The 17,882-nt window shown below is 63.6% G+C and carries 18 protein-coding genes; 7 read left to right on the top strand and 11 right to left on the bottom strand.

Translation table 11 applies throughout. The features are described from left to right. The 3 genes from AC1DVS_RS16540 to AC1DVS_RS16550 form a co-directional block, all read right to left on the bottom strand. Complete coding sequence (locus AC1DVS_RS16540) at nucleotides 1-2,247, bottom strand: CHASE2 domain-containing protein (protein ID WP_478024827.1); 2,247 nt, start codon at nucleotides 2,245-2,247, stop codon at nucleotides 1-3. A gap of 104 nt (nucleotides 2,248-2,351) precedes the next feature. After that, nucleotides 2,352-3,494, bottom strand: coding sequence for a sterol desaturase family protein (locus AC1DVS_RS16545; protein WP_478024829.1), 1,143 nt, complete (start codon nucleotides 3,492-3,494; stop codon nucleotides 2,352-2,354). Nucleotides 3,495-3,547: 53 nt separating this feature from the next. Then, nucleotides 3,548-3,997, bottom strand: coding sequence for a (deoxy)nucleoside triphosphate pyrophosphohydrolase (locus AC1DVS_RS16550; RefSeq protein WP_478024831.1), 450 nt, complete (start codon nucleotides 3,995-3,997; stop codon nucleotides 3,548-3,550). A gap of 58 nt (nucleotides 3,998-4,055) precedes the next feature. Between AC1DVS_RS16550 and AC1DVS_RS16555 the strand changes: the two genes are divergently transcribed. From AC1DVS_RS16555 to AC1DVS_RS16565, 3 genes are all read left to right on the top strand, one after another. After that, the gene (locus AC1DVS_RS16555; protein WP_478024833.1) at nucleotides 4,056-4,241 is read left to right on the top strand and encodes a Flp family type IVb pilin; all 186 of its coding nucleotides are present in this window, start codon (nucleotides 4,056-4,058) and stop codon (nucleotides 4,239-4,241) included. 126 nt (nucleotides 4,242-4,367) lie between these two features. Continuing rightward, nucleotides 4,368-4,535 (top strand): Flp family type IVb pilin, encoded by a 168-nt coding sequence (locus tag AC1DVS_RS16560; protein ID WP_272626647.1) that lies wholly within the window; start codon nucleotides 4,368-4,370, stop codon nucleotides 4,533-4,535. 88 nt (nucleotides 4,536-4,623) lie between these two features. Then, nucleotides 4,624-4,785, top strand: a complete 162-nt coding sequence (locus tag AC1DVS_RS16565; RefSeq protein WP_478025084.1) for a Flp family type IVb pilin — start codon at nucleotides 4,624-4,626, stop codon at nucleotides 4,783-4,785. 84 nt (nucleotides 4,786-4,869) lie between these two features. On the opposite strand, the gene AC1DVS_RS16570 is transcribed toward AC1DVS_RS16565, so the two are convergent. Genes AC1DVS_RS16570 through AC1DVS_RS16585 form a run of 4 tightly spaced genes read right to left on the bottom strand, consistent with a single transcriptional unit; the run spans nucleotide 4,870 to nucleotide 8,653 of the window. Further along, nucleotides 4,870-5,817, bottom strand: a complete 948-nt coding sequence (locus tag AC1DVS_RS16570) for an acetyl-CoA carboxylase carboxyltransferase subunit alpha (RefSeq protein ID WP_478024835.1) — start codon at nucleotides 5,815-5,817, stop codon at nucleotides 4,870-4,872. A 13-nt stretch (nucleotides 5,818-5,830) separates the two neighbouring features. Then, the gene (locus AC1DVS_RS16575) at nucleotides 5,831-6,763 is read right to left on the bottom strand and encodes a tyrosine-type recombinase/integrase (RefSeq protein ID WP_478024837.1); all 933 of its coding nucleotides are present in this window, start codon (nucleotides 6,761-6,763) and stop codon (nucleotides 5,831-5,833) included. Continuing rightward, nucleotides 6,760-8,535, bottom strand: coding sequence for a hypothetical protein (locus AC1DVS_RS16580; protein ID WP_478024839.1), 1,776 nt, complete (start codon nucleotides 8,533-8,535; stop codon nucleotides 6,760-6,762). Before AC1DVS_RS16580 ends, AC1DVS_RS16575 begins: the two co-directional genes overlap by 4 nt. Beyond that, on the bottom strand, nucleotides 8,516-8,653 hold the full coding sequence (locus AC1DVS_RS16585) for a hypothetical protein (protein WP_478024841.1): 138 nt from the start codon (nucleotides 8,651-8,653) through the stop codon (nucleotides 8,516-8,518). The genes AC1DVS_RS16580 and AC1DVS_RS16585 overlap by 20 nt, the downstream gene beginning before the upstream one ends. 84 nt (nucleotides 8,654-8,737) lie before the next feature. Here AC1DVS_RS16585 and AC1DVS_RS16590 point away from each other — a divergent pair, with 84 nt between their 5' ends. The 3 genes from AC1DVS_RS16590 (at nucleotide 8,738) to AC1DVS_RS16600 (ending at nucleotide 11,485) form a co-directional block, all read left to right on the top strand. Further along, nucleotides 8,738-9,277: a shikimate kinase gene (locus AC1DVS_RS16590; protein WP_478024843.1), complete on the top strand. Its 540-nt coding sequence runs from the start codon at nucleotides 8,738-8,740 to the stop codon at nucleotides 9,275-9,277. Next, nucleotides 9,274-10,383: a 3-dehydroquinate synthase gene (aroB, locus tag AC1DVS_RS16595; protein WP_478024845.1), complete on the top strand. Its 1,110-nt coding sequence runs from the start codon at nucleotides 9,274-9,276 to the stop codon at nucleotides 10,381-10,383. Before AC1DVS_RS16590 ends, aroB begins: the two co-directional genes overlap by 4 nt. Before the next feature lie 145 nt (nucleotides 10,384-10,528). Then, nucleotides 10,529-11,485 (top strand): TraB/GumN family protein, encoded by a 957-nt coding sequence (locus AC1DVS_RS16600; protein WP_478024847.1) that lies wholly within the window; start codon nucleotides 10,529-10,531, stop codon nucleotides 11,483-11,485. Nucleotides 11,486-11,575: 90 nt separating this feature from the next. On the opposite strand, the gene phnE is transcribed toward AC1DVS_RS16600, so the two are convergent. From phnE to AC1DVS_RS16620, 4 genes are all read right to left on the bottom strand, one after another. Beyond that, the gene (gene phnE, locus AC1DVS_RS16605) at nucleotides 11,576-12,529 is read right to left on the bottom strand and encodes a phosphonate ABC transporter, permease protein PhnE (protein WP_478024849.1); all 954 of its coding nucleotides are present in this window, start codon (nucleotides 12,527-12,529) and stop codon (nucleotides 11,576-11,578) included. Then, the gene (locus tag AC1DVS_RS16610) at nucleotides 12,526-13,296 is read right to left on the bottom strand and encodes a phosphonate ABC transporter ATP-binding protein (protein ID WP_478024851.1); all 771 of its coding nucleotides are present in this window, start codon (nucleotides 13,294-13,296) and stop codon (nucleotides 12,526-12,528) included. The genes phnE and AC1DVS_RS16610 overlap by 4 nt, the downstream gene beginning before the upstream one ends. A gap of 2 nt (nucleotides 13,297-13,298) precedes the next feature. Continuing rightward, nucleotides 13,299-14,219, bottom strand: a complete 921-nt coding sequence (locus AC1DVS_RS16615; protein ID WP_478024853.1) for a phosphate/phosphite/phosphonate ABC transporter substrate-binding protein — start codon at nucleotides 14,217-14,219, stop codon at nucleotides 13,299-13,301. Between the two features lie 115 nt (nucleotides 14,220-14,334). Further along, complete coding sequence (locus AC1DVS_RS16620) at nucleotides 14,335-16,554, bottom strand: TonB-dependent receptor plug domain-containing protein (protein WP_478024855.1); 2,220 nt, start codon at nucleotides 16,552-16,554, stop codon at nucleotides 14,335-14,337. A gap of 242 nt (nucleotides 16,555-16,796) precedes the next feature. On the opposite strand from AC1DVS_RS16620, the gene AC1DVS_RS16625 reads away from it, so the two are divergent. Beyond that, nucleotides 16,797-17,696, top strand: coding sequence for a MurR/RpiR family transcriptional regulator (locus tag AC1DVS_RS16625; RefSeq protein ID WP_478024857.1), 900 nt, complete (start codon nucleotides 16,797-16,799; stop codon nucleotides 17,694-17,696). The last annotated feature ends 186 nt before the right edge of the window (nucleotides 17,697-17,882 follow it).

Below are 17,882 nucleotides of genomic sequence, written 5' to 3' on the forward strand. Positions count from 1 at the left end.
CTATTTCTCCGTGGCCGAGAACACCCCGTCCCAATCCGGCCCCGGCGGATTGGCGGCGAAATGGGCGATGCGGTCGTGCATCAGCAGGTAGAATTTGCGCAGGCCGTATCCCACCGCGCTTGACTGCCCCGCTTCCGCCAGCGCGCCCGCCTTCGCCCAATCCTGCGCGCGATAGGCATCGAGCATTGTCTGGTGCTTCGCCGCGAAATCCCGGAAATCGGCGGTCTCGGCGAGGCTCTCGTCGCCGAGCAGGCCGAAAATCTCCTCGGGCGCCTCGCGGCCTACCACCCGAACGCGATCGAGCGAAACGATCGCGAATTGCGGCAGGTGGCGCCTCAGGTCCTCGCCGATCGCAATCTGCAGGCCGTAATATTTGGTCATCCCCTCGATCCGCGAGGCGAGGTTCACCGTGTCGCCGATCAGCGAATAGGAGAGACGCTGGGCCGAGCCCATATTGCCGACGCAGCACGGGCCGGCGTTGAGGCCAATGCCGATGCTGACCTCACCCGGCCAGGTCGTGCCGGTTTGGTCGCGCATCTCGACATTCATCGCGCGCAGCCGCGCCGTCATCGCCAGCGCGCCGCGGGCGGCATTGGCATATTGATCGGGGTCGTCGAGTGGCGCGTTCCAGAAGGCAAGCACAGCGTCACCGATGAACTTGTCGATCGTCGCCTTCCGCGCGAGCAAGATGTCGCACATCGGCGTGAGGAAGGAGATCAAGAACTGAATGATCTCCTGCGGCGTCAGCTTCTCCGAGATGTGGGAGAAGCCGCGGATATCGCAGAACAGCACCGTCATCTCGCGCTCTTCGCCGCCGAGTTCCAGCTGACCGGGATCATCGACGATGCGTTTGACGAGTTCGGGCGAAAGATAGCGGTCGAACGCCTGGTGGATATAGGCGCGCTGGCGCTCCTCGCGATAATAAGTGAGCGCGGTCTCGACCAGATAGACCAGGATCAGCGCGATCACCGGATAGGTGGGATAGAGCAGCAATCGGGATTGGCTGAATGCCTCCCAACTCCCCACCAACATGCCGCCGACCATCACCAGACCCAGCACGGCACCGCGCGCTGCACCAAGCCATGGCAGGGAAAACGCCATGATCAGGCTGAGCACCACCAATGCACCCCGCTCGACGCCGGGGCCCCAATCAGGCTGTCGCAGAAAGGTGCCGGAGGCGATCTGCTCAAGCACCTGCGCATGGACCACGACGCCCAGTTCGGTTTGGGAGATCGGAGTCGATTTGAGATCGTAAAGGCCCTGGGCGCTCGTGCCGATAAACACGACGTGCCTGTCGAAAGTCCGCCGCAGCTCTTCCGGCGACATGGCTCCGGTCAGGATCTTCCAGGCCGGCACGACGCGATCCGGCTGGGGCGCGGTGTAGTACATGAAGAGCTGGCCGGCCGAAGTCGTCGGCACCTCCACATCGCCCACTTGAAGCGCCACGACGTTCGACCCGTCACCATAATATTCGCCGCTGCCGTTGCTCGATTTGATCTTTATCGAAGGTAGCCCGAACGCTGTGCGCAAAGCCTCGATCGACAGTGACGGCAGTAACTGTCCGTTCTCGGTCGAGATCAGCGGCGCCTTGCGAATAATGCCGTCACTATCCGTAGGCAGGCTGACAAAACCAAGCCCGCTGACAGCCTCCCTGAGCACCGGCAGTGGCTGGATCGCACCATTATAGTCGGCTTCCCCGGTCTTCGGCGTGCTGCCGACAATGCCGAAGCCGGCTTTGGGCTCGACCTGACCGCCCTTGCGGTCGTGGCTCAGGAAGAAAGCGAGCGTGACGTTGGATTGCCTGAACGTATCGGCCAACAGCGCGTCATTGTCCGGCAGCTTCGCCAGCGCGGCGGCGACCTCTTTCGTGCCACCGTCGCGCGCCAGGCGCTCGGCAAGCCGGGCGGGCGAGGTGCGATCGCTCTCCGAAAAGACAATATCGAAGGCGATCGCGGGTGCGCCGGCGTCGGTCAGCCGTTTGGTCAGCTGGGCGATATCAGTCCGCGGCCAGGGCCATTGGCCAAGCCGGCGCAGCGTCTCGTCATCGATATCGACGATCTTGACGTTCTCGTCGCTATAGGGGCGTGGCTTTGCCCGCTGATAGCTGTCGAATAACAGCGACCCGGCCCGGTCGATCGAGGGCACGCCGATCAGCTGTAGCGCCGTCATGATCAGTATCACCAGCAGCCCGGGCAGGATCACCCCGGCCTTGCCGCGCAGGATCTTCAGCGAAGGCCGTCCCGCCATGTGTCCGCCCCCCGGCTATCTCGCCCCTTGTGAGGCCTGGCGCTGACTAGCACAGAATCGGGCGGCTACAGAATCGGACACGACCGAATCCGATGAGCCCTGCCCTACCCCGCCTTCCGCCGGAACGGATAGGCGAGCTGGGCGCGGTAGCCGCGCGGCACGTCTTCCGACACGCCATAGCCGCTCGGCCACTCGCCGGGCGGCAGGTAATGCGTGCCGAAAAGCCGGTCGAGCCAGGGGAAGTGGATCGCGAAATTCTTGTCGATCGCGATGTCCTCGATGCCGTGATGCCAGTGATGGAAACGCGGAATGACGAGGAAGCGGCCGAGCTGATCGAAATTGCCGCGCAGATTGGCGTGAACCAGGCTCGCATAGATATAGACCATCGCGACATAGGCCTGCATCACCGAGGGCGCGAAGCCGAGGGTCAGCAAGGGCAGCGAGGTTACGCCGCGCAGCAGGATGATCTCGACGAAGTGCATCCGCGAGCCGGCCAGCCAGTCCATCGACTTCGCTGAATGATGGACCGCGTGGAAACCCCACAGGAATGGCCAGCGATGGAAGGCGCGGTGGAACCAATATTGCACGAGATCGGTCAGGAACATCGCCTCGACGAACTGCAGGAACCAGGGTTGGCCACCGACCATCGCGCGGAAGGCGCCGAAATTGCTGGTCGAGGCCATGATGAAGGTCGAGGGCGCAAGCGCGAGGAAGGTGATGAGCTGCACCATCATCGAGCTGACCAGATAGTAAAAGAGGTCCTCACGCCATTCAGCCCGGAACAGGCGCTGCGCCGGGCGATGCGGGAAGATGCGCTCGATCGGCGCGAACATCAGGCCGGTGGCGATCATGTTGAGCGCGAAGAAATCGATGCCGAAGAAAATGCCCCAGGCATGAGACTCGTGCGGCTGCACCGCCGCGCCACCGAGCAATGTGGCGACCAGGGCGATCACCAAAGCGGTCGCGCCGAGCGCCTTGCGCGGCCGCAGCAACACGCTGAGCAGGGCAAGGCCATAAGCGGCGAGCAAGGTGAGATGGATGACGACTCGGAAGCCGGTCCAGTCGCGCACCGCGCCGAGCTGGGGCATTGCGAACCAGTCGGGCCAGCGGAGCGCCGCGACGAAGCACAGCCCGGCAATCGCGAATATCAGCGCAAAGAAGCCCGCGAACCAGCCGGTGCCGAAGCCACGCGCCTCAATGGGCGCCTCCAGATCATGCAGCAGCCCGCCCAGGAATCCTCGTTTCATCGCCCAATCTCCCCCATACGCGAATCGGCTATAAGGCTATGGCGCGAGACACCCTAATCATCCGCGAATCCAACCGATAATATCGCCTCCAGCAATCCGATCAGCGGGCGATCAGCCGGTGGCATGTCGAGCGTGCGGAGCGATGCGGGCGTGCACCAGAGGAGCTCCTCGGCATCGAGCGCGCGTGGCGAGCCTTCCCAGCTGCGACAAATATAGAGCAATAACAGCATGTGGCGGCCGGCCAGCGGCTCGCTCGCGAAAGCGGCTGGCTTGAGAAGAGCTGCGTCGATGGTGATGCCAAGCTCCTCGTCGAGCTCCCGGACAAGGGCGAATTCGGGCGTCTCGCCGGGTTCGATCTTGCCGCCGGGAAACTCCCAAAGCCCGGCCATCATCTTGCCCGCGGGCCTGCGCTGGACGAGGACTCGGCCCTCCCGATCAATCAGCGCAGCGGCGACGACCATCATTATTTCGGACATTTCAAGCGCTTCCCCGGTCTTCGCCATTCATTAACGGTACGAGCTTAAGCTTTTGGCAGGAATTTCCGGACGGGGCGGATATTTTATGATGATCAAATTTATACGACGGCTGGCGAAGAATCGACGAGGCGGAACGGCCATTGAATATGGCCTGATCGCGGCGCTTGTCGTAATTACCATGATCGCTGCTTTCATGCAGGTCGCTGACAGCACCATCGGCTTGTGGCAAAACACGAACACGAAAATGGCGGTCGCACGCGCGGGCGGCTGATTTGTTCCAAAGAATCTTTCATCGGTTTAAGTTTTTCTAAACCCTGCTCCCCTAAACCGAGTCTGCTGGCCCGGTTTTCCACCGGACCGGCCGGGTACTGAAGCTTTAGAACCAATGGAGATCCACATGCAGACCATTCGCAAGTTCATCAAGAACAGCAAGGGCGCCACCGCAATCGAGTACGGCCTGATCGCCGCTCTGATCGCCGTCGCAGCCATCGCAGCCATGCAGGGCCTGGGCAACCAGCTCAAGACGACCTTCACGAACGTCTCGTCGAACATGAAGGCTTCGTAAGCTCTAAACAGCTTACTGAGAAAAGAGGGGCGGCGGGACTTCGGTTCCGCCGCCCTTTTTTCGTTCCGGGAGTAGTAATATGCTTAGGATGTTTTTGACCCTGTTGCGCGAAACCCGTGGGGCTACCGCAATCGAATATGGCCTGATCGCAGCGCTGATCGCCATCGCGGCAATCACTGCGATGCAAGGCGTTGGAAATAAACTGAAGACAACCTTCACGAACGTCTCGTCCAATATGAAGGCTTCGTAAGCTTTACCAGCTTGCCGAAAAACTGGAGCGACGGCCGATGGACCCCGCCGCTCCCTCTGCCTCTGGACGCAAACCCGCTGAAACTTAGATCCGGCCGATCGCCAGGAACTTTTCGCGACGGCCGCGCCGCAGCTCGGCAGGCCCCTGATTGCCGAGTTCGCCGAGCGCACCGTCAATCGCATCGCCGAGACTTGCAATAGCCTTTGCCGGATCGCGGTGGGCGCCGCCGAGCGGCTCGGGCACGATCGTATCGATGACGCCCAGCCCTTTCAGATCCTGCGCGGTGACCTTCATCGCCTCGGCCGCCTCAGACGCCTTGTCGGCGGTGCGCCACAAAATCGAGGCGCAGCCTTCGGGCGAGATTACCGAATAGACGGCGTGCTCGAACATCAGCACCTTGTTGCCAGCGGCGAGCGCGATGGCCCCGCCTGAACCGCCCTCACCCACCACCGCCGAAATCAGCGGGACGCCGAGCCCAAGACAGGCTTCAGTCGAGCGGGCGATGGCCTCGGCCTGGCCGCGTTCCTCGGCCTGGACGCCGGGAAACGCGCCAGACGTGTCGACCAGGGTGACGACCGGGAGGCCGAATCGGTCAGCGAGGTGCATCAGGCGAATCGCCTTGCGATAGCCTTCGGGCTTGCCCATGCCGAAATTGTGACGGAGCCGGCTGGCGGTATCGTCGCCCTTTTCATGGCCGATCACCAGAATCTTGCGATCGCGGAAACGTGCGAAGCCGCCGAGGATCGCCTGATCGTCGCTAAAGGCGCGGTCTCCGGCGAGGGGCATGAAATCATCGAACAGGCCGGCGACATAATCCTTGAAGTGCGGGCGTTCGCCGTGGCGGGCGACCTGAGTCTTCTGCCAGGGAGTCAGCCGCGTATAGGTGTCGCGCAACAGCTTGTCGGATTTGGCCTGGAGCCGGGCAACCTCAGCGCCGATATCGACCGCGCCGTCGGCGGCGGTCTCGCGGAGCTCGTCGATCCGGCCCTGGAGCTCGGCGATCGGCTTTTCGAAATCGAGGAAGCTTGGCATCAGGTCGCGTCGGTTAGGCGTCGCGGCGCTTCGCGTCAACGCGGCGCTTGGCGTCGGTGAGTGGATGGCGCGTGTTGACCAGCTCGACGAGGCGGCTGGCATCGACATGGGTGTAGATCTCGGTGGTCGCGATATCGGCATGGCCGAGCATGGATTGCAACGCGCGCAGATCTGCGCCGCCCTCGAGCAGGTGAGTCGCAAAGGCATGGCGCAGGACGTGCGGGCTGATCCGGTCGGGCGGGATGCCCGCCTCAGACGCCAGCACCCGCACCAGCTGGAACAGCCGCACTCGCGAAAGGTGCGATTTGCCTGAGGGGAAGAGCCAGGCCCGGTCGGTCGCGACATGATCGCGCCACACCGCCACCGCGGCACGGGCGCGGTCCGAGATCGGCACGAGCCGCTCACGCCCGCCCTTGCCGCGCAGGATGAGATAGGGGCGATCGGGGGCGATGGCGTTGCGGGGAAGCGACACCAGTTCCGTCGCGCGCAGGCCGGAGCCGTAAAGGAGTTCGAACAGCGCCGCGAGACGGAGGTCGTTCGGATCGGGCGGGACTCGGGCGATGCGGGCGGCGATCGCTTCGAACAGGCGGTCGACGTCGCCGTGCCCGAGGATCTTGGGCAGGCGCCGCTGTGCGCCCGGCCTGGGCAGTGCCGCACCGGGATCATCGGCGCGGTGGCCCTCATCGGCGAGGAAGGCGAAGAAGCGCCTGAGCGCCGCGGATTTGCGCGCGACGCTCGACCGGGAGAGATCGAGCCACTGTGCGCCGAGCCGGGCCAGGTCGTCAGGCGAGGCCGCCGCGAGACCATGGCCGAGAAAGTCCGAGGCGAGCGACAGATCGCTGCGATAGGCAGCGATAGTGTTCTTCGCAGCCCCCGCTTCGGCCGCCATCATCTCGAGGAAACGCTCGATCAGCGCGCGGTCGGTGCCGGGCGCAGTCGCGATCAAAGCCGGGCGATGGCCTCGGCGGCGATCATGCGCGCCTCGCCCTCCAGACCGACCGCCCTGAGCGCGGTGACGATGTGATACAGCGCAACCGGCGACACGCCGTGCCACAGCCGGGTCTGCATGCCGATGCCGGCGAGCAGCAGCACGGTCGCTGGTTCGTGCGCGATCGCCGCGTGGCTGAGCGCGCGGGTCCAGGCATTGTCAGCGCCGATCGGCACGTCGAGCCCGCTCGCGCCGCGATTGATATCGGCCGCCGACATGCGGCCGAGCCCGGCGAGGCCGGCGAACAGCATCTGGCGCTTCAGCAGCGTCTCATTGGCTGACTTGTAGCGGCCGACATCGGCATAGCTGATGGCGACCCGATCGGGATCAGCGAGCGCGAGCATCGCCCAGGCATCGCCATAGCGCGGCGCCTTGTCGTGCCAGCGCATCGCCGAACGATCGAGCCCGGCGGTCAGCATCGAGGCGATAAGCCGGTCGACATCGACATCAGCCGTATCGACCGGAATGCGCGCCGCAGCGCGGGCGGTCAGGATGAGGCGGGCATAGCGGCCGTCGGGGGTCTTGGGCTCATCCCACAGGCCCTTCAGCGCCTCGATCCGGGCGGGAAGCTCAGCGGTGTAGGCAGTGCGCAGATCATGCGCGATGCCAACCTCAGCGCCGGACTGATCGTCATCGGCATCGATCGCGCCGTAGAGATCGACCAGGGCCGCGTTCGAAAAGACGCCGCGCACCGCCGCCTGTTCGGCCGCACTGGCACGGACCTTTGCGGTCAGCGAAGGCGAAAGGGCGCGCCATGACTGAACGGTCGGGGAGACGGTGGCGAAGAGCGCGTCGGGAATCTCGGCGCCGCTCGCCATCGCGAGACCATAGCGCCACGCCGTGAGGCGATCGACGGATTCCCATTCGATCGTCACCGCCTGAACGCCCTTGGCGCCGCTGCCCGCGATCTTTTGCGCGAGCAGCAGATCGATGCCGCCGGCAACGCCGGTATCGCGCGCCGATTTGATCAGCGCCTGCGCCTTGGTCGGCTGACCCGCGAGGCCGGCGCACATCGCCTGGGCGAGCACCCAGCCGCGTTCGCGCCCGAGCGCTGCCCCACCATCGGCGGCCGAGCACAGGGCGGCGGGATCGCCATTTGCGAGCGCCGTCTGCAGCGCGACCTCATAGAGCTTGGGGGTATAATTGTCCGTATCGACATATTGCACGACACCGCGCGCCGCCGCCGCCTCGCCCATGCGGAGCAGCAGCCAGGCGCGCTCGGCGGCGAAATCGGCGCCGTTGACCTGGCGCGGCGTCGTGAGCCGCGAGAGCAGCGCGCGGCGGAGGCCGATCGAGAGCCAGCGCGACGCGATCGGCGTATCGAGCCGGCGCATCAGCGTTTCGAGAAAACGGCCATCCTCATTGCCGAACGCATTGGACTCGACGCCGCCTTCAGCCGGGCCGACCGGGCCGACCAGATCGAGCGAACGCCGGGCATATTCGGGCATCTCGTAGCGCGCGAGCGCGGCTGGATCGATTGCCGGCGTTTCGGTCGCGCCGGGCGTGCCCGACACGGACGGCGTGGGTGTGGCACTGGTTGGCGTGCCGCTCGCGGATGGGGCGGGTCTGGCTCCGGTCGGCGCGGGCGCGGGTGTCGGCGCGGTGACCGGATCGCCGAAGCCGGGCGGCAGAATCGATTCGGGCTTGTCCTGACCGAGCGCGGGAATCCCCGCGCCGATCAATACCGCCGCGATCGCGCCGAGCGCGACGCTAGTTCGAGAGATTCGCAAGCGGCACCGCTTTCTCGACCCGAACCTGCGGCTTTTCATGCGAGCGCCCGGCAAGGACGAACAGCCCCCCGATCACCACGACCAGGATGACGATGAGCGCAATCAACGAACGGGACATGGGTGAACCTTGTACAAACTTGCAATAACCGGTTGCGCGCGCCTTTTGCCCGACGGGCAGGCTCGCTGTATAGCCCCCGTTTCAATGTTTCAAACACACACCTCCGTGCCGGACTGGACCGGCCCTCCGATCGTGCTGATAGGCCTGATGGGCGCCGGCAAATCAACTGTCGGTCGCCGTCTGGCAGCACGGATGCGGCTGCCCTTTGTCGATGCCGATTCGGAGATCGAGGCGGCGGCGGGCATGTCGATCGCCGATATCTTCGCGCGCTTCGGCGAGGCGCATTTCCGCGACGGGGAGCGCCGTGTCATCGCGCGGCTGATCGACGGCACGCCCAAGGTGATCGCGACCGGCGGCGGCGCCTTCATCAATGACGAAACCCGCGCGCTGATCCTCGAATCGGCGCTGGCGATCTGGCTCGACGCCAACACCGCAGTCCTCGCGGATCGGGTCGGCCGGCGCGACACCCGGCCGCTACTGCGCGGCCGCGATCCACGCCAGGCGCTCGACGAACTGGCCAAGGTCCGCAACCCGATCTACGCGCTGGCACCGATTCGTGTGCCAAGCCATCACGCGCCGCACGAAGCGACCGTCAACGCGATCCTGAAAGCGCTCGACCTATGATCAACATCCCGGTTGCACTTGGCGACCGCAGTTATGACGTGGTGGTGGAGGCCGGGCTGCTCGGCCGTGCCGGCACCTGGCTCGCGCCGCTTGCGCGCGGGCGCACGATGGCGATCGTGACCGACGAGAATGTGACGGTGCATCTCGCGACTTTGCAGGCGTCGCTCGCCGCATCGGGGGTGAAGAGCGAGGCGATCATCCTCCCTCCCGGCGAAGGATCGAAGAGCTGGGGGACGCTCGAGATGCTGACAGACCGACTGATCGAGCTCGGCATTGAGCGCGGCGACCATGTCGTGGCGCTGGGCGGCGGGGTGATCGGCGATCTGGTCGGCTTTGCGACCGCGATCCTGAAGCGCGGCTGCGGCTTCGTGCAGATTCCCACCACCCTGCTCGCCCAGGTCGATTCGTCGGTGGGCGGCAAGACGGCGATCAATGCGCGGGCGGGAAAGAATCTGATCGGGGCCTTTCATCAGCCGGCCCTGGTGCTGATCGATCCCGACGTGCTCGACACCCTCGCCTTGCGTCAGGTCCGTGCCGGTTATGCCGAGGTGGTGAAATATGGCCTGATCGACGATTTCGCCTTTTTCGAATGGTGCGAGGCGAATGCCGCCGCCCTGCTGGCGGGCGATCCGGCAGCGCGGTCTTATGCCATTGCGCATTCGGTCGGCGCCAAGGCGCGGATCGTCGCTGAGGACGAGCGCGAGACGACGGGCGCTCGGGCGCTGCTCAATCTCGGGCATACGTTCGGCCATGCGCTGGAGGCGGAGGCGGGTTTCTCGGACCGGCTTCTCCACGGCGAAGCGGTCGCGGCCGGGATGGCGCTGGCGTTCAGCTATTCGGCGGCGAAGGCTCTTTGCTCCGGCCAGGATGCCGAGCGGGTCGCGGCGCATCTGCGTGCAATCGGCTTGCCGGATAGTGTGGCGGCGGCGGGGATCGCGGCGGACGGCGATACGCTGGTTGCGCATATGCTCCACGACAAAAAGATGGACGCGGGCACCCTGCCCTTCCTGCTGGCGCGCGGGATCGGGAAAAGTTTTCTCGACAAGTCGGTGGACCTGAGGGACGTCGCGGCGTTTCTTGGCCGCGAGACAGTGGCGGCGGGATAGGCGGGTCGGCCTGCGACAGCAGATCGGACTTGTGACTGCGGCAGATTCAGGAAAGGTTGAGTCATCTCGCCTCCCAACTCCCGATTCTTCGCGGCGGGAGGTCTGCTGACGCTGTTATCATTGATGGGTTGATCGGGGGATGTCGGTGGAATCAACGAAAACGCACCTGCTTGCGGCGCTCGCGCTGGCATTCTTCGCCGTGCCGGCCGGCGCGCAAATGCAACCGGACGGCGTGGCCGGGCAATCCGTATCGGAAGATATCGTCGTCACCGCGCGCGCCTCGGGCGTGCCGATCTGGGAGGCGAGCGTGAACGGCAGCACTGTGCTGCTCGTCGGCGAAATCAGAAATGTTCCCAAGGCGGTGCGCTGGCGGCCCGAGCGGCTTCAGGCGGCGACGGCGCGCGCCGATCGCGTGATCCTGGGGGTGAAGGCCAGTTTCACCGTCGGCGATATCTTTCGGCTCATGTTCAAGCTCGGCAAGCTCAAACATTTGCCCGCTGGCCATACCACCGCTGACTATCTGACGCCGGCCGAGCAAGCCCGGCTGACCTCGATCGAAGGCCAGACGCACCAAAGCTATGGCGGGCAGAGCATGCTGATCACGGGCTTTGGCCTGCTGACCAAGGAGCTGCGGTTCAACCATGACACCGCCGACGACGCTTCCGAGGTCGTCCGGGACACGGCGCGCGACCGCAAGATCGCGACGCGGCCGGTGGGGGTGCTGCGCGGCAAGGAGATCCTCGACAGCCTGTTCAGCGCCGCGCCGGAAACGCATGTGCCCTGCCTCCACGCTGCGATGGCCGCTTATGAGAATGGCCCCGACGGCGTGCAGCAACGCGGCCGCGACTGGACTGACCTGGATGTGTCCAGCGTGATGGCTTCACCTATCGAGGACGCGCTCGGCTCGTGCTGGCCCTGGACTGACGGCCGCTACGGGCCGGAGCTGCGGCGGCAGTGGGACGATGCCCTGGAGGCGGCGCTGCGTCAGCCCGGGGTTACGCTGGCGGTGGTGCCGTTGCGGGTGCTTGCCGAGGGCGGTGGGGTGTTGGACCGGCTCAAGGCACGGGGCGTGGTGATCAAGGGCCCGGTGTGGCGGCGGTAGCGTCATGGGACCGGTCGGCAGGTAATATCTTCGGCCGCCATTTCCGAGCTTTGCTTCGCAACGCGGTCTGAGATTGACCTTTCGGCCGCCTCACTCCAGGCGCCGCCGAATCCTTGCCGACAGCGCATCGAGCATGAGAACGATGGCAAAAATTGCGATCAAGATCGTGCTGACCCGGTGATATTCGTAGAGATCGAGCCGGCCCTTCAATTCCTGCCCGATTCCGCCCGCGCCGACCAGGCCGATGACAGTCGCCATCCGCACATTGCGGTCAAGAATGTACAGCGTCGAAGCAATCGCCTGAGGGAGTATTTCGGGAAGAACGGCGAGCCGCCAGACGGCCAGGCTTCCGGCCCCGAATGCACCCAGCGCCTCCCGCGGTTTGCGATCGGCATTTGCGGAATCCTCAGCGAAGAACTTGCCGAGGAAGCCCGCGCCGTGAAGTCCGAGCGCCATCACCCCGGCGATTGGTCCGAAACCATACACGGCCACGAGGAGGAGCGCGGTGATCAGTTCGGGCATCGTGCGCAGCATCGCTACGACAAGTCGGGCACCGTGGCTGAAAATCGTGCTCGGCAACAGGACGCGCGCGCTGAGCAATGCCAGTGGCAACCCCATCAGCAGCGCAAGGACTGTCCCCCAAAGCGCGATTTCGATGGTTTCCGCCATCTTGATCGCAACCAGCGTCACGTATCCGAAGGGCCTGACGACGAAATCCTGCGGCGCGGAGGTGCGGACAATCCTCCCCGACGCCTGATCGAAATCTTCGTTCAGCGGTCGACCATGCTCAATCCGCGACGGCCAGGCCACGCGTTGCGGTGCTGAAGCAGCAAGCGGATCCCGCTCCTCGATTTGCGGCGGGAGGAAGCGACCCGCAAAGGCGAACGCACCTTCAGCGGACAGTCCCGGCGCCGTCAGCACGCGATCGATCTCCACCCGGTGGCCGATCACCGCCAGAGCGATCAGGGCGGCCATCAATGCAGCTACGGAGCGGATCGAGTAGGTGTCGGGGTATTTGTGGGAAGCGGGCGATGCGTGGCTCACGCCGCGACCTCACATATGGTCAGAGGTGCAGCCGCGGTCTTCTTGTAAAACATTGCTGTATCACGGGTGCTGAACTCAGCGATCGGCATGTCGAGGATCAGCCGGCCCCGCTCCAGGCCGATGACCCTGTCCGCGAAATCCATCACCAAATCGGGTTGGTGAAGGGTGCACAGCATTGTCGCGCGGGAGCGCTTCGCCTCATTCCGAAGCAGCGCCAGCGCAGTTCGCGCCGTCAGTGGATCAAGGCTGGCGACGGGCTCATCGACCAGAATCATCGGCGCTGCCGGCATGAGTGCCCGGGCGATGGCAACGCGCTGTTGCTGGCCTCCCGATAACCGCTCAGCGCGACGCCCCATATGTTCGGGATCGAGCCCCATAGCCGCAGCAAGCGCACAGGCGCGGGCGCGGTGCGCGGCAGAGGGCAAGCCCAGCAGAACCCGCCAGATCGGCATGTGGGCCACTACCCCGGCCACGATGTTGGCGGCGACGCTCGACCGGGCGACGAGACCGAGATCTTGCCTTACGGTCGCGACGTTGCGGCGAACACTGCGCGCGTTCGCCGCCGTCACTATCGTGCCACCAAGGACGACACGTCCTGAGGTCGGCATGGCGACGCCGTTTATCATGCCCAGCAACGTCGACTTGCCTGCGCCCGACGTCCCCAGGATGACGCAAATCTGTCCGCTAGGGATGGCGATGCTCACCGCATCGATCGCCCGGTGCCCGCTCGAATATGTCAGTGAGCAATCGTCGAGTTGGATGTCCACGGTCAGCGTTCGGACGCGCGGGCGAGGAGTCGTCCGACAAGGTGCGGACTTACCTGTGCCGTCGTGGCGGCGACGCCATCGAAGCCCGACAGAGGGAATTTGGTATCGTATCGATCCACCCGCCCTCCCCCATATCCGCGCACCATATCAGGAGTGACACCGCGGCGATCGGCGATGGTCTGGAATGCAAGGCGCAGCTTTGTCTTGGTCGGCTCAGGCAAATGCGTATTCATGATCAGCGGCGGATTGGGGATCGGCTCGCTCCGCGCCACAACGACGAGATCGCGGGCGCCGTCGACGCCGGCACGCACCGCCTTGCCATAGGATTCGAGCGACATCGCGGCGAGATCGACACGATTGTCGATCAGGGCGGAAAGATTGCCGGCGTGGCTGCCGGTAAGGCGGATCGCCGCTATATCCCTGGCTGGATCGATGCCTGCCTTCAACAGCATCGCGACCGGATAGACAAAGGCTGAGGTCGAATTCACATCCCCCAGCGCCAGACGCCTGCCGCGCGCGTCCGCGATGGTATGGATTCCGCTCCCTCGCCGCGCGAACCAGGCTGAATAATAAACCGATTCTCCGGAATTGACGGCGACCGCAAGCAACTCCGCGCATCCACGCTTTCTGGCCTGCAGAAACGTCACCGGGCCGACAAAGGCGATGTCGGCCGTGCCGTTACACAGGCTCTCGACGGCCGCGCTATAGGATTGCGCGACCTTCAGGTCGAAAACCATGCCCGTGTCCTTTGCCACCGCGCCGAAGATCGGGCGATAGTCCGCGATCGTGCCATCCTCCGTCCCGCCATCGGCCGGGATAAGGACGACCCGCAGGACGCTGGGCCTGGCAGGGGTTGAACGCCATAATCCAGCCGTCGCCGCGACCCCAACCAGGAGGATTGCAACCACGTGCAGCGGATTCATCGGCGGGGGCTCCCTCGGCTGTCGCCTGCCCGCTACGCCCCGGTTATGACAGATGCATGAACCGCGTCGGCCACCGCAATGGCGGTGGCCGACGGGCTGAATTCAGAACCCGAACTCAGAACATGGTCGTGTAGGAAAGGAAGACGCTCCGCGGTTTCCCCTCAAACGGATAGCCATAAAAATAGCCGGGGCCGTTGGTGACGATCTGGCCCTTGATAAAGGCTTCGCTGAGGCGGCGGTTTCCGTAGCCGTAACGCTCGGCATAATGTTCATTCAGGATATTCACGAAGCGCAGCTGAATCTTGTGCTGCTGCTTATCGCCGGCCCAAAAAGCCAGCGACCCGTTCACGACCAGATAATTGCCGAAATTGTGCCGGAACTGAGGTGTCACGACGCCATTGATGGTCGTGTTGACGCCCCCAGTCGACCATTCCGGCCCCTGATAACGCGGCAGAAGGGTTGCATGGAATTTCTTGTCGGGGCTGGCATAGGTCATCCCTCCCTGAAAGAAATATTCCGGCGTCTCGTTGATCTGGAACGGCGTTCCCTTCACCCGCGCCTGTTGCTTGGTGAAGCCGAGATTGAAGGTGAAGGTGCTGCCAAGATTGAAATTCACATCGGCGGTGATGCCGCGAATCTGGGTAACGGCCGTGTCGTTATAATAGGTGTTCGGCGTGAGGCCCGCCGTCGTGCGAATACGGTTTCCGATATCGGTGCGGAAATAGCCGGCCTCGAGCGAATATCCGCCACCATCGAACTCGCCCGCAATGCCGACTGCACCGTTGAAGGTCCTGGTGGTTTCAGTCTTCAGATCGGGATTGCCGACCAGGGTGACGGTCTGGGTGAAGCGCTCATTGTTCTGCGGCGCGCTGTACGAGGTGCCGCCATTCGCGCGGATATAGGCCGGGCCGATCGGCTGACGAAAACCGAACTTCCAGATCGTGCGCGATGAAGCCCCGGAGATAAAATCAGTGCGGATCGCTCCGGAAATCTTGGTCGACGGGCTGAACGGGAGAACGGGACGGACATCGATATAGAGCCCAGTCACCGTCGTCTTCTTGTCGCCAATCGGGAAGACCGGATCTGAATCGTCGCTATATTGTACGATCTGAACGCCGCCGACCACTTCGACAATGTCCTTCAGGCTGAGCGTGTTGCGCAGGTTGAGGCCCATTTCCTGAAAGCCGCCTGTCTTTGAATCCTTGCCAAAGCCCTGGTTCACGAACGGAATATTGCGACCGGTCCATTTGCCCCAGGGGATGGTCACCGACGGCGTATTGGGATCGACGCAACCCGTGGGAACGCGGCACACGTCCGGGTAAGTCTCGGTGTTGTTGAGAAGCGGGTTGGTCCAGTACAAACCGAATTCGGTATAAAGCTTGTCGGACCAGCGGCGATCAAGCGACAGGTCGGCAATCGGGTAGCGGACGCGGTTCGGCGAGAAGGTGTTGGTATCGGGGAAGGCATCCTGGAAAATCAGCTCGGTATATTGCGCGTTGAGCCGAAATTCGGATTTGTCGTCGATCTTCCACAGATATTTGAAGCCGACATTGGTGCGGTTGAGCGGAAATTTCTGCACCCCGCCGCCAGCTGCGACATTGTCGACGTAATCGGCCGGGTTGTAGATGCGCGGCCCATCCGTCTGCTGCGAGCCGCCGTAGAACATCACGCTATGGCGGCCATCGGCATCCAGCGGGAAGCTGGCATTGCCCCAAAGCTCGCGCGAATTGAACGAACCATAGCTGGCGCCGAGTTCGAACCTTTTGCCGCCATCGGGCCGCTTCGTCACGATGTTCACGACACCGATTCCGCCGTTGCTGCCGAAGAACAGGCTGTTGCCGCCCCGGAATACCTCGACATGATCGATCATATGCGGATCGATCGTGGTCGCGGGCCAGATGGTCTCCAGCGCGGGCCCGCGATCATACAGCGGCACATTGTCCAGCACGACCAGCGTGTCGCGGTCGCCGCCGCCGTCGAGGCGGATCGTGTATTCGCCTTCGTCGGGCGAGTAACCGATGTTCACACCCTTGAGCAGAAACTGTGCGACTTCAGCGAAATTGCTGGCCCCGCTGGCGGCGATTGCTTCCGACCCGACGATCTGAACGTTGTTGCCAAACTCGGTGGCCTCGGCCGCAGTCGCGGTTTCCTTGATCCGCGTTCCGATCACGACGACGTCGTCATTGTCGCGCTCTGGCGTAGGCCGCGCATCGCTGGCGACCGAGGTTGCCGAGACTTTCTGGATCGATTGCGCCGACGCAATTCCGGACCAGGCACAGCCAAGCATCAGCGCGACGAGCAAACGCCCGCCGCAACGCATTGAATCATGATTCACGACAATACCCCTTGGTTGTCTGAGCGACGAGCAAGCGGCGCCACGCGCGGAACGATGGCTCGATCCGCGGCGGCACTCCCTACCCCGACGCGACTCGGCCTATCCCGTAGCTGTGACAGTAAAATGAAATACACTCATTATTGTGCGGCGCACTTAATGAGCGTTTTGAATTTCCTCTGGAAGATTTTTATGTGTAAGCGTCAGTCGCGGGGGAACCCGGCCCATGAGGCGACTGGATTTCTATGACTGAGACAAAAGCTGCGAGTGCCCGCACGAACGGCGCATCCAACAACGCTCCGGTGGAAAATGCGCTGACCCGAATTCAGGTGGCGCGCCCGGCAATGGCGCGCAGCGCGCAGCGTATCGCGGACTATGTCCTCGCTGAGCCGGAGGCCATTATGGGCATGTCCGTTACTGATCTGGCCGAGGCGGTCGAGGTCAGTGATGGCAGCATCATCAATTTCTGCCGGAGCATCGGCCTTTCCGGTTTCCAGCAGCTCAAGCTCAGCCTTGCGCAGGAGCTGGTTCAGCCGGTGCAGTTCATTCATGAGGATCTCGATCGCGACGACAGCATCGATGCGATCTGCCGCAAGGTTTTTCATTCGGGCATCCAGGCGCTGCGTGACACGATGTCAGTGATCCAGCCGGACACACTGACCGCCGCGATGCAGATGATCCGCGCGTCGAAGCGGGTGGAGATATACGGGATCGGATCATCCGCACCGATCGCGGAGGATGCTCATTATCGGATGATCCGCATCGGCCTGGATGCCCGTGCGGTTACGGACAGCCACATCCAGGCGATCAGCGCGTCGCGGTGCGACCCCGATGTCGCGGTGCTGACAGTGTCGCATACCGGCGCAACCCACGAAACCGTCGCTGCGACCCGACTGGCCAAAGAGGCGGGCGCCAAGACCATCGTAATCACGAATTTCGCGCGCTCGCCGATCCAGGCCTATGCCGACATCGTGCTGTTCACCATGGCCCGCGAAACGCAATTTCGCACCGAGGCAATGGCGAGTCGCATTGCCCAGCTCTGCGTGGTCGACGCGCTGATCGCGGCTCTGGCGATGGCGGATTACGACCGCTCGACCGCCACGTTGCGCGAGACCTTCGACGTCCTGTCGATCAAACGATTCTAGCGGGGCACAGGCCCTTCTCACGATATTTTCTCAAATTAAAGTATATTTTAGTTGAGATACACTCACAATTTGTCGATAAAAATATACGACATATTCAATTTACCGTCACATTGGGCCTGTACGGCTGTGCGACGGCCATCTTCACAGGGGCCCGATGCGGAGGAGGGAAAGCTTCTCCGGTCTTGG

Source organism: Sphingomonas sp. P3_C5 (assembly GCF_056402635.1).

Bases quoted from the DNA above. Each gene is read 5' to 3' on its own strand.
- AC1DVS_RS16615 (WP_478024853.1), bottom strand. From the start codon at position 14,219: ATGAATCCGCTGCACGTGGTTGCAATCCTCCTGGTTGGGGTCGCGGCG.
- AC1DVS_RS16565 (WP_478025084.1), top strand. From the start codon at position 4,624: ATGTTTTTGACCCTGTTGCGCGAAACCCGTGGGGCTACCGCAATCGAA.
- AC1DVS_RS16555 (WP_478024833.1), top strand. From the start codon at position 4,056: ATGATGATCAAATTTATACGACGGCTGGCGAAGAATCGACGAGGCGGA.
- AC1DVS_RS16625 (WP_478024857.1), top strand. From the start codon at position 16,797: ATGACTGAGACAAAAGCTGCGAGTGCCCGCACGAACGGCGCATCCAAC.
- AC1DVS_RS16550 (WP_478024831.1), bottom strand. From the start codon at position 3,997: ATGGCGAAGACCGGGGAAGCGCTTGAAATGTCCGAAATAATGATGGTC.
- AC1DVS_RS16560 (WP_272626647.1), top strand. From the start codon at position 4,368: ATGCAGACCATTCGCAAGTTCATCAAGAACAGCAAGGGCGCCACCGCA.
- AC1DVS_RS16585 (WP_478024841.1), bottom strand. From the start codon at position 8,653: ATGTCCCGTTCGTTGATTGCGCTCATCGTCATCCTGGTCGTGGTGATC.
- aroB (WP_478024845.1), top strand. From the start codon at position 9,274: ATGATCAACATCCCGGTTGCACTTGGCGACCGCAGTTATGACGTGGTG.
- AC1DVS_RS16540 (WP_478024827.1), bottom strand. From the start codon at position 2,247: ATGGCGGGACGGCCTTCGCTGAAGATCCTGCGCGGCAAGGCCGGGGTG.
- AC1DVS_RS16570 (WP_478024835.1), bottom strand. From the start codon at position 5,817: ATGCCAAGCTTCCTCGATTTCGAAAAGCCGATCGCCGAGCTCCAGGGC.
- AC1DVS_RS16545 (WP_478024829.1), bottom strand. From the start codon at position 3,494: ATGAAACGAGGATTCCTGGGCGGGCTGCTGCATGATCTGGAGGCGCCC.
- AC1DVS_RS16590 (WP_478024843.1), top strand. From the start codon at position 8,738: ATGTTTCAAACACACACCTCCGTGCCGGACTGGACCGGCCCTCCGATC.